This is a genomic window from Dorea chungnamensis (assembly GCF_039832125.1).
In the GTDB taxonomy this organism is placed as follows: Bacteria; Bacillota; Clostridia; order Lachnospirales; family Lachnospiraceae; genus JAFBIX01.
In genome coordinates, this window is the sequence record NZ_JBDOHT010000004.1 from 22,752 (window position 1) to 36,832 (window position 14,081).

General features: G+C 38.6%; 14 protein-coding genes. 1 reads left to right on the forward strand and 13 read right to left on the reverse strand.

Going from position 1 to position 14,081, the window contains the following annotated elements:
- Positions 1-8 precede the first annotated feature (8 nt).
- The 7 genes from ABE613_RS04660 to ABE613_RS04690 all read right to left on the reverse strand — a co-directional run bounded on the left by ABE613_RS04660 (position 9) and on the right by ABE613_RS04690 (position 6,248).
- Complete coding sequence (locus ABE613_RS04660) at positions 9-773, reverse strand: CFI-box extended C-terminal domain-containing protein (protein WP_347375824.1); 765 nt, start codon at positions 771-773, stop codon at positions 9-11.
- 33 nt (positions 774-806) lie between these two features.
- Entirely contained in the window at positions 807-1,538 is a 732-nt protein-coding gene (locus ABE613_RS04665; RefSeq protein ID WP_347375825.1) for a YebC/PmpR family DNA-binding transcriptional regulator, read from the reverse strand.
- Between the two features lie 63 nt (positions 1,539-1,601).
- Positions 1,602-2,390, reverse strand: coding sequence for a hemolysin family protein (locus ABE613_RS04670; protein ID WP_347375895.1), 789 nt, complete (start codon positions 2,388-2,390; stop codon positions 1,602-1,604).
- Between the two features lie 24 nt (positions 2,391-2,414).
- A complete protein-coding gene (locus tag ABE613_RS04675; RefSeq protein WP_235233450.1) occupies positions 2,415-2,762 on the reverse strand; it encodes a type II toxin-antitoxin system PemK/MazF family toxin in 348 nt (115 codons plus the stop codon).
- A gap of 80 nt (positions 2,763-2,842) precedes the next feature.
- On the reverse strand, positions 2,843-4,012 hold the full coding sequence (gene alr, locus ABE613_RS04680) for an alanine racemase (RefSeq protein WP_347375826.1): 1,170 nt from the start codon (positions 4,010-4,012) through the stop codon (positions 2,843-2,845).
- Positions 3,978-5,513, reverse strand: coding sequence for an NAD(P)H-hydrate dehydratase (locus ABE613_RS04685; RefSeq protein ID WP_347375827.1), 1,536 nt, complete (start codon positions 5,511-5,513; stop codon positions 3,978-3,980). Before ABE613_RS04685 ends, alr begins: the two co-directional genes overlap by 35 nt.
- A 90-nt stretch (positions 5,514-5,603) precedes the next feature.
- Positions 5,604-6,248 (reverse strand): redox-sensing transcriptional repressor Rex, encoded by a 645-nt coding sequence (locus ABE613_RS04690; RefSeq protein ID WP_347375828.1) that lies wholly within the window; start codon positions 6,246-6,248, stop codon positions 5,604-5,606.
- 130 nt (positions 6,249-6,378) lie between these two features.
- Here ABE613_RS04690 and ABE613_RS04695 point away from each other — a divergent pair, with 130 nt between their 5' ends.
- Positions 6,379-8,334 (forward strand): ABC-F family ATP-binding cassette domain-containing protein, encoded by a 1,956-nt coding sequence (locus tag ABE613_RS04695; protein WP_235233452.1) that lies wholly within the window; start codon positions 6,379-6,381, stop codon positions 8,332-8,334.
- Here ABE613_RS04695 and ABE613_RS04700 read toward each other — a convergent pair whose 3' ends face one another.
- From ABE613_RS04700 to ilvA, 6 genes are all read right to left on the reverse strand, one after another.
- The gene (locus ABE613_RS04700; RefSeq protein WP_235233411.1) at positions 8,335-9,057 is read right to left on the reverse strand and encodes a flavodoxin family protein; all 723 of its coding nucleotides are present in this window, start codon (positions 9,055-9,057) and stop codon (positions 8,335-8,337) included.
- A 27-nt stretch (positions 9,058-9,084) separates the two neighbouring features.
- Positions 9,085-9,261 (reverse strand): DUF6472 family protein, encoded by a 177-nt coding sequence (locus ABE613_RS04705; RefSeq protein ID WP_235233412.1) that lies wholly within the window; start codon positions 9,259-9,261, stop codon positions 9,085-9,087.
- A 119-nt stretch (positions 9,262-9,380) separates the two neighbouring features.
- Entirely contained in the window at positions 9,381-10,577 is a 1,197-nt protein-coding gene (locus tag ABE613_RS04710; RefSeq protein ID WP_347375829.1) for an NADP-dependent isocitrate dehydrogenase, read from the reverse strand.
- 21 nt (positions 10,578-10,598) lie between these two features.
- Positions 10,599-11,252: a GntR family transcriptional regulator gene (locus ABE613_RS04715; RefSeq protein ID WP_235233416.1), complete on the reverse strand. Its 654-nt coding sequence runs from the start codon at positions 11,250-11,252 to the stop codon at positions 10,599-10,601.
- A 20-nt stretch (positions 11,253-11,272) separates the two neighbouring features.
- Positions 11,273-12,673 (reverse strand): hydroxymethylglutaryl-CoA lyase-like TIM-barrel protein, encoded by a 1,401-nt coding sequence (locus ABE613_RS04720; protein WP_347375830.1) that lies wholly within the window; start codon positions 12,671-12,673, stop codon positions 11,273-11,275.
- A 179-nt stretch (positions 12,674-12,852) separates the two neighbouring features.
- Positions 12,853-14,067, reverse strand: coding sequence for a threonine ammonia-lyase (gene ilvA / locus ABE613_RS04725; protein WP_347375831.1), 1,215 nt, complete (start codon positions 14,065-14,067; stop codon positions 12,853-12,855).
- Between the last annotated feature and the right edge of the window lie 14 nt (positions 14,068-14,081).

Here is a 14,081-nt window from a genome sequence, read left to right on the forward strand (position 1 = left end):
ACTTCCTCCTATGACTCTAAATATTTTTCCTGTAAATGGTGTACCATATCCATATACAGTTTTTTACACTCTACATTTTTACCATTCTCTGCATATCGAATACAAGGAATCAAATATTCCTGATAAATCCCATCATAAATCTGGGCGGAATCTTCTCTGCGATTTAATGCCATCACAATGGAAGGCGCAAGAGCATAATATTCTGCCACAAGCCTCTGCCCTTCCTCTGACATCATGAGATATTGATCCCTATATTCTCTCAAAACGGTTAATTCATGACAATTATCCGGTTTATTCTGACTCTCACAGACAGCTGTCGTAATATAACAAAATCCCTTTTTGAATCCACCTTCAATTCCTTCAAAAGTTTCTTTTTTTACTTCCATTCCAGTTACTTTCGTCTCGTTCCAGATGGAAACCAGCTGATCTGCGATTGCTTCATTCACAGGATGATGATCATATAAAAGCATAGGAATAATATAGACAACAATAGTCATGTTATAATCAATCGCTGATATTTCTTTCTGACGCTTGGATAATGATGCAAGCTTTCCTCTGGCATAATCTGGAATTACAGTGGCCAATTCTTTTATTATTCTATCCTTTTTCGATTCTTCTGCTGCATCAACAAAAGACGACAATGACAAAAACAGTTCTCGATTTTCTTCATATTTTTCCTTAAATACGGAATGATAGCTTGTTTTCTTAAAAAACTGTATGTTTTTTATCATATCATCAAAAAGATCTTCCAGAGATTTTTTTATATCATTCATTAATTTTATTCCTCCGCATGTAAGATACCGGAATTATTCGTCCCAATTATGGTAGACGTCCTGAACATCATCATCATCGTCAAGCATATCCAGAGTCTTCGTAATGTTTTTAATATCCTCTTCAGATGTAAGCTCAACATATGTCTGAGGAATCATGGTCACATCTGCGGCAACCATTGGAATACCAGCTTCTTCAAGTGCCTGACGTACTGCACTGAAGTCCTCTGGGGCTGTCAAAATCTCAAAGCTGTCTTCTTCCTCGGAGAAATCCTCTGCCCCTGCATCCAATGCTGCCATCATCAGTTCGTCCGCATCTCCTTCATATTCTTCTTTTGCAACAACGATTTGCCCCTTTTTGTCAAACATAAAGGAAACACATCCCGGGGTACCTACATTCCCCTTTCCTTTTGTAAAAGCATTTTTTACATTGGTAGCAGTACGGTTTCTGTTATCAGTAAGCGCTTCTACGATAATTGCAGTACCGTTAGGGCCATATCCTTCATATGTAATATGCTCATAATTAGCAGCATTAGCATCACTATCTGCACGTTTAATATTTCTATCAATTGTATCATTAGGCATATTGTTAGCTTTTGCCTTAGCAATAACATCTCTCAGGCGGCTATTATTAGCCGGGTCTGCACTACCGCCTTCTTTCACTGCAACTGCAAGTTCTTTTCCTATCTTCGTAAATATCTTTCCTTTTGCTGCATCATTTTTTTCTTTCTTATGCTTAATATTGGCAAATTTTGAATGTCCTGACATTTCACATACCTCACTTTATATCTTATCATTATATTTTTACACACTTTATCTATTTTAGCACTTTTATGATAGTTTTTCAATCTTAACTCTTTGGATTGTATTATTATCTACGAGAAGAATTGTAAATCGATAACCTTCATAATCAATCACACATTGTTCGTCATCTGCTGGAATTCTTTCAAGCTGATCGATCAGAAATCCGTTTAAGGTCTCATAATCTTCTTTTTCAAACACAATCGGGAGCATATCTTCCAGATCTTCTAACTCTGTCAAACCATTTGCCATATAACTTCCGTCTGACTGTTTTGTGATCATTTCTTCCTCTTCATCATGTTCATCCAGAATATTTCCCACAATTTCTTCAAGAATATCTTCCATGGTAACAAGTCCAGAGGTTTGTCCATACTCATCCAGAACAATAACTACGTGATTCTTTTCTGCCTGCATTTCCTTAAATAATGTGTCAATGCTTTTTGTCTCCGGAATAAATGTAACTGGTCTTATGTATTCTTTCAGCTCCTTTATAGGCGTCCCTCTCAATTCCTTTCTAAGATAACATGTCATTGCTTCTCTCAAATGAATGATTCCGATAATCTCATCAATGTCTTCCCGAAAAATTGGAAACCTAGAATAATTTTCATCCAGCATAAATTTCAGTGCCTCTTCTAAACATTCGTCGCCATCAATTGCAACAATATTTTTTCGATGGGTCATGATATCTTTTGCATCTTTATCCATATAGCGGAAAATATTACGAATCAGACCTGCGGCCTCACGCTGCATTCCTTCGTCCATTTCATCTTCCAACTGGAATATCTGTCTCATTCTTTGGAATAAACTACCTTGTTCCATATCTCTTTGTTTCATACTCCTTTGCTATGTATGAAGCTCAAAACTCACCTTTAAAGCCTCATCTACTTTGTTCATTATCTCTTTATCTAAATGGCATACCATATCCTTAAGGCGCTGCTTATCAATTGTTCTGATTTGTTCTAACAAAATGACGGAATTCTTTACAATTTGATATTTACTCGCATCAATCTCCACGTGGGTTGGTAATTTTGCCTTATTCATTCGTGAAGTTATGGCCGCACAGATGACAGTCGGGCTATGTCGGTTCCCCACATCATTCTGTATAATCAGAACCGGACGAATCCCCCCTTGTTCAGAGCCTACGACCGGGCTTAAATCTGCATAAAATATATCTCCACGTCTTACCTGCACTCTATTCACACTCCGATTTTCTTAAGATAAAATTAGTATTTCCATCTTTTTCGGATGTATTCTATAGAGTTTTATTTCCTTCATTCTGCAAAATAATCTACTTGTTCTACAACTTCACCGTGACGAATGTATTCTCTCGGGATACGTTTGCTCAGAGCACATACAAATTCATAGTTAAACCTGCCAGACAGGTCACTTAATACTTCTACCGGAAGTTTTTCTGATCCATCTTCACCGATCAGTGTTACCTTATCCCCGAATTGAACATTTGAAATCTCTGTCACATCAACCATAAACTGATCCATGCAGACACGCCCCAGAATTGGTGCTTTTTTCCCTTTGATGAGAACATACCCCTTGTTAGATAAGCTTCTGGGATATCCGTCCCCATATCCTACCGGGATAGTTGCAACTCTGGTACGCTTATCCGTAACAAAAGTTCCACCATAGCTGATTGGCGTCCCAGTCTTGACCCATTTGACATGTGCTACATGGCTGATCAATTCCATCGCAGGCTTCAAAGGAACATTTTCTTTAACAACTTCTTCAGACGGATACATTCCATAAGTTGCGATTCCGGCTCTTACCAGATCCATGTTCGTTTCTTCCAGATCAATGATCCCCGCACTATTGGAACAATGATAATAAGTAAATGTAACTGCCTCTTTTGTCAGAGCATCCTTCATCCAACAATACTCTTTCATCTGTTTTCTGGTAAATGACTTATCCGTCTCATCTGCTTTTGCAAAATGTGTAAACATTCCTTCCATAACGAGATTCGGCATCCTGCTAATGTTCGTAATATGCTCTACACTTTCTTGACAGGTTGGAAAACCTAGCCGTGACATTCCTGTGTCCAACTTGATATGAATATAGGCATTCTTTCCCATGCTGACTGCGAGATCTGATACTTCTCTTGCCATCTCCTCTGTATACACAGTCATACGGATTTCATGCTCAATCATTGATCTCCTCTGATCCTGGAAGATACATCCCAGTACGAGAATGGGTTTTGTGATACCTCTGTGGCGAAGGATAACTGCTTCCTCAAGCGTTGCGACTGCATAACCCCAGATGTATTCTTTCGTACTAAGAAGCCTTGCTATCTGAACAGCTCCATGCCCATATCCATCCGTTTTAATAACTGCCAGCATCTTAACACCATCTTGTATATTTGCCTTCATCATCTCAATATTATATTCTATTGCATCAAGATCAATCCTTACACAGACTCTCGTATAATTCTTCACTTTTTACCTCCTCCTGCTCTTTAAATGCATTGGATAGATACTCCGTCAAATCTCTTGCCAAAACACTATAACTTCCTTTATCGATACGGGCATAATCACCTGCTCTTCCATGTAGGTATGCTCCCAAAACAGCGGCTTTCCTACAACTGAGTCCTTGCGCCAAAAGCGCAGCTATTATTCCCGCCAGTACATCTCCAGAACCAGCTTTTGCCATTGCCGAATTACCCGACATATTTACATAGTTTCCTTCAGAAACTGATGCAACAATAGTTCTGGCATCTTTCAGTACACAAGTCCATTGACTTTTTTGAACAAATGAATCCAGTATATCCATCCTATGTTGTTTTAATTCCTCTACACTTATATGTAACAGCCGTGACATCTCTTTCATATGTGGTGTTATCACAAAATCTGTATGATGAATCTTTTGAAGATAAGCGTTATGCTCCGCAATCAGGTTCAAACCATCTGCATCAATCAGACAAGGTACTTTCACATGCTCAAGAGTTGCCTTCAATATTCTCCTGGAACGCTCACTGATTCCTATTCCAGATCCAATACAAACTGCATCTGCCCATGTTAAAAGATTTAACAACTCAGTCTTATCAAAAATGTCATAAGTTGTAATAATTGCTTCCGGAAGGAGCTGCTGTAAAATAATCCTATTTTCTTCCGGTGTATAGATCTGTACCAGTCCTGCTCCAGACATATATGCCGCTTTTGCATTCAGATAAGCCGCTCCAGACATACCTTTACTTCCTGCAATTACAAGTAACTTCCCATATGTCCCTTTATTCGAATTTTCTTTTCTGGCTGGCAGAAATTTACAATATTCCTTCTTCTCATAAGTATATGCCGTTTTTTCGGTAGCAATTATTTTTTCCGTATGGATTCCGATATCAGCTACAATCACTTTACCAGAATATTCCTTTCCGGGATAGATTGCAAGTCCCAGCTTTTCCATTTGAAAAGTCACCGTAATATCTGCACGGAAAGCAATTCCAAGGACACTTCCATGATTCGCAGATATTCCAGATGGCATATCTACAGCAAATTTTACAGCCTTTGCTTCATTCATCTTCTGAATAATCTGAAAATATTTTCCTATAATCTCACGGCTAAGTCCAACACCGAACATCGCATCTATTATGATACTATATTCATCTTCTTTGTACTCTTTGAATATCTCAACACCTGTTTCCCTTAATTTACTCATCTGCTGTTTTGTTTCATCCGTACGATGAGATTCATTTCCTACAAAACAAACTGTCACAGGATACCCTTTTTCCTTTAAAAGTCTCGCTATCGCAAATCCATCACCACCATTATTCCCTGAACCACATACGATACACGCTTTGGACAGATCAAGCTTTTCCGCCTCCATAGTCTCTACACATCTCTTTGCAGCACGCTCCATTAACTCCATAGACGGAATTCCCAGTTCCTGTATTGTATATTGATCCGCCTTTTTCATTTGATTTCCATTAAGCAGATATCGCATAATCTCACCTTCCAAGTTCATTTTATAATATAAAAGGACGTGTAAAAACCAGCCCGTCTGCGCATGCCAGTCATTACACGTCTTTGCTTATTATTTCTTATGTTCTTCGTTATATCGGCTAATATTGTATGATAACTGCATTAAGCTTTCAGACAAGTGTACATTTTCAACAATTATATGATCCGGCAGATTCAAATCTGTATGGGCAAAATTCCAAATTGCACGAACACCATTGTCTACCAGCATATTAGCCACTTCAATTGCCTTATCCTTTGGAATAGTCAAAACTGCAATCTCAACATCATTTTGTTGGACAAATGTCTTTAACTCATCCATCATACGAATCGGCACGCCTCTGATTGAAACACCCACCAATCTTGGGTTGACATCAAAAATTCCTTTTAATACAAATCCTCTCTTCTCAAAAGCTGCATAATTAGCAAGAGCCTGCCCTAAATTACCAGCTCCTATAATAATCATATTATGAGCCTCTTCCAAGCCAAGAATCTTACCAATCTCTGTATACAAATATTTAACGTTATAACCATAGCCCTGCTGACCGAACCCACCAAAATTGTTAAGATCCTGACGAATCTGAGATGCAGTCACTTTCATACGCTTACTCAAATCGTTAGACGAGATACGCTCCACTCCATTTTCAAGTAGCTCTCCTAAGTATCGATAGTATCGTGGCAATCTACGGATGACCGCCTGGGAAATCTCTCTCTCTTCCAATAGTCTCACCTTCCATTTCATTCTAAGAAATATTATATAGAATTGTGTGAACAAAGTCAAACTTTTAGTTGTATTTTGTCCTATTTTCGCTATAATGAAAACGAGTGAAAAAGGAGGATATGAAAATAATATGATATTAGCATGTCACGGAATCAGTAAATCTTTCGGCGAAAAAGTGATTATCGCTGACGGTTCTTTTCATATAGAAGATCACGAAAAAGCAGCTCTTGTTGGTCCCAATGGAGCGGGAAAATCAACGCTTTTTAAAATGATTGTAGGTGAGCTTCCTTCTGACCGCGGAGAAGTAATTTTAACCAAAGGCAAAACCTTGGGATATCTTGCACAGCATCAGGCTATGCAAAGTGGAAGCACTATCTATGAAGAAGTGAAACTTGCCAAATCTGATATCATCGAAATGGAAACACAGATCCGTTCCATCGAATTAGAATTAAAACATTTAGAAGGTGATGCATTGACATCACGCCTTGAAACATATAATCGTCTGACAGCTTCTTTTGAACGCCAGAATGGTTATGCATATGAAAGTGAGATTAACGGGGTATTAAAAGGTCTTGGTTTTACAGAAAATGATTTTTCTAAACCCGTAGATACCCTTTCTGGGGGTCAGAAAACCCGCGTCTCTCTTGGTAAATTATTGCTCACCAAGCCAGATATCTTGCTTTTGGACGAGCCTACTAACCACTTGGATCTAAACTCTATAGCTTGGTTAGAAACTTATCTTCTGAATTATCCAGGAGCCGTTCTGATCGTATCTCATGACCGTTACTTTTTGAACAAAGTAGTGACTAAGGTCTTAGAAATCGAATCTGGAAAATTGATGACCTATAATGGAAATTACAGTGATTATGCTGCCAAAAAGCAGCAGCTTCGTGATGCTCAGATAAAAGAATATTTAAATCAGCAGCAAGAAATAAAGCATCAGGAAGCCGTAATTGAAAAGCTTCGTTCTTTTAATCGTGAGAAATCTATCAAACGTGCAGAAAGCCGTGAAAAGATGTTGGAAAAGATCCGTCCTGTAGAGAAACCCTTGGAAGCAAATAATGAGATTCACTTAACATTAGAGCCTTCTTGTGTCAGCGGTAACGATGTTCTGTCTGTTGAACATCTAAGTAAATCATTTCCAAATCAAGTTCTGTTTCAAGATATAAGTTTTGACATTAAACGCGGGGAACATGTTGCAATCATCGGTGACAATGGAACGGGGAAAACAACACTTTTAAAAATCTTAAATCAGGTAATATCAGCAGATTCCGGTACATTTACATTGGGAACTAATGTAGCGATCGGATACTATGATCAGGAACACCATGTACTACATATGGAAAAAACCATTTTTGACGAAATTTCAGATGATTACCCGGATTTGACTAACACGAAGATCAGAAATATGCTGGCCGCTTTTTTATTTACTGGGGATGATGTGTTTAAACGGATCGGTGACCTAAGCGGTGGAGAACGTGGCAGAGTATCTTTAGCGAAGCTGATGCTTTCGAAAGCTAATTTTCTGATTCTTGACGAACCAACAAACCACTTGGATATTCCATCAAAAGAAATTCTGGAAAAAGCATTGAACAACTATACCGGAACTATCTTATATGTTTCACACGATCGTTATTTTATCAATCAGACAGCAACAAGGATCCTTGATCTGGTGAATCAGACTTTTGTAAATTATATAGGGAATTATGACTATTATCTTGAAAAAAAAGACGAGCTAACAACCATTTATGCTGGTGCCCCGTCTTCTGTTTATATTCCAGGAACTGCAAATTCTGCTATATCTTCTGGCAAAGACTCTGTTGCAGCAAATGTGTCAGATTCTAAGCTCGACTGGAAGGAACAAAAAGAAGCACAGGCTCGCGAGCGAAAACGAAAAAACGAACTGAAGAAAACCGAAGAACGCATCACTACTCTTGAAGAGCGGGATGCTAAGATTGACGAAATGATGTTGCAGGAAGATATTTTTACAAGTTCCATTAAATGTCAGGAATTAGCCAATGAAAAGGCAGCTATTGCGGAAGAACTTGAAGAGCTGTATATAAAATGGGAAGAGCTGGCTGAATAGCTACAGCTCTTCCTTTTTCAGTAATTTCCATGGACGTTCTTTTCCAAGCCATCCCATTTCTTTCCAATAATTATCATCCACCGGACTCATTCCTTTTTTATGAAAGCTTCTCATAATATAGAACAGAGCACGAGTCTTGATTCCTGGATTCACTCCATCTGGATCTTTGGAAATCTTTAATACAAGCTTACTCAAATCTCTGTCAATCCGCTCTTTCTTATCTGCACTGACACCATCCCAACCAAGCGATGCCACCGACATTCCGTAGGTATACACTCTAGCGGCACCCCAGAACTGGAGACTAATCTTCATATCCTTAAGCGTAGATCTCACGCCGCCTCCCGCGGCAGTTGCAATACACACTGCCTGTTTTCGAAACATAGAAGCTCCCGGTCTGTGAACCATAAAACGATATCCATAATGATCCAACATAGATTTCATCGCTCCCGTTACATGCATGACATGAACCGGTGAAGTCAGAATCAACAGGTCAGCTTTATCAATCAAGCCAGTCAACCGCTTCATGTACATTAGATAATCAAAACATTTTGTCTCATCTTCCATAATACATCTTCCACAGCCTCTGCAAAACTCAGGCATATCCTTCGGTAGAAATAGTTCAATTACCTGATCCTCCTTTGTAGCAATCTTATCAATCAACATTTTTCCCACATGATAAGTAGAACCCTTTCGCATAGTTCCATTAATCATCAATATATTCATCTTCTATACTTCCCCCATTCATATAATCTACATCTGATGTCTAACAATCGTATATTCATCGCCATAACTATAATATGGGCAATCGTAATATGTATTGGTCACAAATCGATACAATTCATCCTCATCTAATGCCATCTGACAAGTGAAACATTCATAGTCCTCATCATATTCATAATGAGCACATGATTCACAATTACTCTTCACGATACACAACTCCTTCCTGGGAACAAGTATAACATATTTTTCATTTGGGTACACCCTAAATGTAAAAAGGGGACGTAGTAAAAGTTAATTTTACTACGTCCCCTTTTTACTATTAATTACTACAATTTCTCAGCAATTGCTTTTATAAACTCTTCACTATTCAACACAGTTGGATTCTCTAAAGTTGTAATTAAAGCAAGATCTTTGGTCATTTTTCCTTCTTCAATTGTGTCGATCGTTGCTTTTTCAAGCTTATCTGCAAAATCCATCAATTCCTGATTGCTGTCTAATTCACCACGTTTTCTCAACGCTCCGGTCCATGCAAATATAGTGGCAACTGAATTGGTTGATGTTTCTTCTCCTTTTAAGTGTTTATAATAATGACGCTGTACTGTTCCATGTGCAGCTTCATATTCATAATAACCTTCTGGAGATACCAGTACAGAGGTCATCATAGCCAATGAACCGAATGCGGAAGAAACCATATCACTCATTACATCTCCGTCATAGTTCTTACATGCCCAGATATATCCGCCTTCTGATTTCATAACGCGGGCAACTGCATCATCAATCAACGTATAGAAATATACGATACCAGCTTTTTCAAATTTTTCTGCATATTCTGCATCATAGATTTCCTGGAAAATATCTTTGAATGTATGATCATATTTTTTAGAAATCGTATCTTTCGTCGCAAACCACAGATCCTGCTTGGTATCCAGAGCATAATTGAAGCAGCTTCTTGCAAAACTTTCAATGGATCCGCACAGATTGTGCATTCCCTGTGCAACACCTGGTCCTGCATAATTATGTACCAGTTCTCTCGTTTCTGTTCCATCTTCGGCAGTATAAACCAGTTCTACTTTTCCAGGTCCCGGAATCTTCATCTCCGTATTCTTATAAACGTCACCATAAGCATGTCTCGCTATTGTAATTGGTTTCTTCCAATTCTTCACACAAGGTTCTATTCCCTTTACCACAATTGGAGCGCGAAATACTGTTCCGTCAAGAATAGCACGGATTGTTCCATTCGGACTCTTCCACATTTCTTTTAGATTATATTCTGTCATACGTGCGGCATTTGGTGTGATTGTTGCACATTTCACTGCTACTTTATATTTTTTAGTAGCATTTGCAGAATCGATGGTTACCTGGTCATTGGTCTCATTTCTGTGTTCCAGTCCAAGATCATAATACTCCGTGTTCAGTTCAATAAATGGTTCCAGAAGATTCTCTTTGATCATCTTCCACAAGATTCTTGTCATCTCATCTCCATCCATCTCTACAATTGGTGTTGTCATCTTAATCTTTGCCATCTTGCTTCTCTCCTTTTTGATTTACTTCTCCATATGGAGGTTCTCCATAACATTCATGATATGCTGATTCGCAAGCATTTCAGCCTGATCAGCGTCTTTATTCTTAATTGCCTCAAGAATACCTTTATGTTCCTCGATTGATTTCTGTGCTCTGTCCTTGGCACCTACCGACAAAGTACGTGCCATCTTCACATATTTGTGAAAATCAGATAATACATGTTCTAGTATACGACTGTTGGATGCCTCATACAAGACTTTATGAAATTTACCATCCAATTCAGATACCTGTGCCGCTTTTCCTTCACTCTTTTTTTGCAAATGAAACTCTGACAATAGAATAATCTCCTCTAATTCTTCTATCTGTTCATCGGAAATATTATCTGTCGCCCATCTTGCACATAAGCCTTCCAAAAGAGATCTTATTTTATAAATATCATGTACATCTTTTTGAGTAATACCTTTTACATAAGCTCCCTTATTAGGAATGATCGTCACCAGCCCCTCTAGCTCCAACTGTCTAAGCGCCTCCCTAACTGGCGTTCTGCTGACTCCCATTTCTTCTCCAATGGAAATCTCTCTTAATTCATCATCATCTTTATATACTCCAGAGAGAATATCTTCACGGAGTTTTTGAAATACCTTTCCTCTAAGAGAATGGTCTTGATATTCTTCCATGTTCTGCTCCTTCTTCGATTCTATTTCTCCTGGACAAGGCTGACTCCAAGCTGTTTACATGCATCATCAATAACAACAAGCAATTCATTATCTGTCAGTACCGTAACACGGCCTTCCTCATACTCTTTATCTACCCATGCCTTCACCATTATTACTAATTCTGAATTTTTATCTACTTGTTTTTCTTCAGGCAGATGAAAGTACGTATTGATCCAATGCGCAATCCCAGCAAGACCAGATGTATTGGATACTGCAACCAACGGTGGTCGTTTGAGGAATTTATCTGTATCAAATATATTATAAATCTCTTCATTTTTTAATAGTCCATCTGCATGAATACCCGCTCTGGTAACATTAAAATTCTTTCCTACAAATGGTGTCCTTGACGGAAGCTGATATCCTATCTCTTTCTCGTAATACTCTGCAAGATCTGTAATTACCGTTGTATCCATACCATCCAATGTTCCTCTTAACTGTGCATATTCAAATACCATAGCTTCCAAAGGTGTATTGCCAGTACGTTCTCCAATGCCAAAAAGTGAACAGTTTACACCGCTTGCACCATATAACCATGCAGTTGTAGAGTTACTGACTGCTTTATAAAAATCATTGTGACCATGGAACTCAATTAATTCGCTTGGCACACCCGCATGAACACGAAGTCCATAGATAATTCCAGGAATAGATCTTGGAATCACAGCTCCTGGATAGTTTACTCCATATCCCATCGTATCACAGACACGAATCTTCACTGGAATCTTATATTCATCCATTAATTTCATAAGTTCCAGACAAAATGGAATAACGAAACCATAGATATCAGAACGCGTAATATCTTCCAGATGGCATCTCGGGCTCACTCCAGTTTCCAGACATTCACGGATCACTGATAAGTAATGATTCATACACTCTCTTCTTGTCATCTTTAATTTATAAAAGATATGATAATCAGAACAGCTTACTAGAATTCCAGTTTCTTTCATTCCAATCTCTTTTACCAGTTCAAAATCCTTTTTACTTGCGCGGATCCAACTAGTCACTTCCGGAAACTTATATCCTTTTTCCATACACCTATATACTGCATCCCGATCCTTCTTGCTATACAAAAAGAATTCACTCTGGCGAATCTTTCCCTTCGGTCCACCTAGTTTATGAAAATAGTCATAGAGTGTCACAATCTGTTCTGTGCTATATGGCGCGCGAGACTGCTGACCATCACGAAATGTAGTGTCTGTAATCCAGATTTCATCCGGCATACTATGGGGTACAATACGATCGTTAAATGCAATCTTCGGAATCTCATCATAATGAAATAGATTCCGGAATACATTCGGTGTATCAACATCGACCAGAGGATACATATGCTCCTCCAATTGAAGCAAATTCGAATGCTTGTCCAAATAAACTTTTCTATTTTCCATAATACACACTCCTTAAAATGACATTACCAAAACAAAACATTATTTTATATCTTAATGTGTATAATTGTATACAATTATACATTTTGTGTCAAGGGGAATTTTTCTCTCTTTATACAAAAAGAGACAGAAAATTCTAACAAATTTTCTGTCTCTTTAATGTTGTGAATTCTCATCTCATTTTAGTATAGCTTTGCTCCAATCTCTCTTGGACGGAATCCTTCATCTTCAAGTGCCATCAGTATATCATGTTTATGTTCTGTTCCGAACGCCTCCATAGTGATACGAAGTTCTACTGCCGCATTTCGGTTGGTACTTACGAACTGATTATGTTCCAACTTGATAACATTTCCCTGTGCATTGGCGATGGTTGCCGCAACTCGTACCAATTCACCTGGTTTATCCGGAAGAAGTACGGATACAGAGAAGATTCTGTCTCGTTGTATCAAACCATGCTGTACAATAGAAGACATGGTGATTACATCCATATTTCCACCACTTAAGATTGCAACTGCCTTTTTACCTTTCAAATCAAGCTGACGCAGAGCTGCAACTGTCAGCAGACCCGAATTCTCTACTATCATCTTATGGTTCTCTACCATATCCAAAAATACGGCAATCAATTCATCATCAGCAACCGTCAGGACACTGTCGATATTCTCTTTTGCATACGGAAAAATCTTTTCTCCAACACGCTTTACAGCGGTACCGTCTGCAATTGTATTAGCACTATCTAGGGTAACAGGCTCTCCTGCTTCCAGAGCCGCTTTCATGCTTGCTGCGGCAGCAGGTTCTACACCAATTACCTTAATCTTAGGATTCAGCATTTTCGCAAGCGTTGATACACCTGTCACCAGACCGCCGCCGCCAACCGGCACCAGAATATAATCAACTGTAGGTAATTCCTGAACAATCTCCATCGCAATCGTACCCTGACCTGTTGCGATTGCCAGATCGTCAAATGGATGTACAAACGTATAGCCATTTTCTTCTGCAAGTTTCAATGCATATTCGCAAGCATCATCATAGACATCCCCATGTAAGATCACTTCTGCTCCATAGCTTTTCGTTCGATTTACTTTGATAAGCGGAGTGACCGTTGGCATTACAATCGTTGCTTTGCAGCCAAACTTCTGAGCAGCGTACGCAACTCCCTGAGCATGATTTCCTGCAGACGCAGTAATCAATCCTTTTTCACGCGCTTCTTCTGTCATCGTGCTAATCTTATAATATGCCCCCCTTACTTTATATGCACCTGTATACTGCATATTTTCCGGTTTCAAATAAATCTTTCCGCCAGTCTGCTGACTAAGGTATTCACTATATACCAATTTTGTCGGATTTGTAACCTTTTTTACAAGTTCACTGGCTTCTTCAAATTTTTCTAATGTAAGCATTGAATATTTCTCCT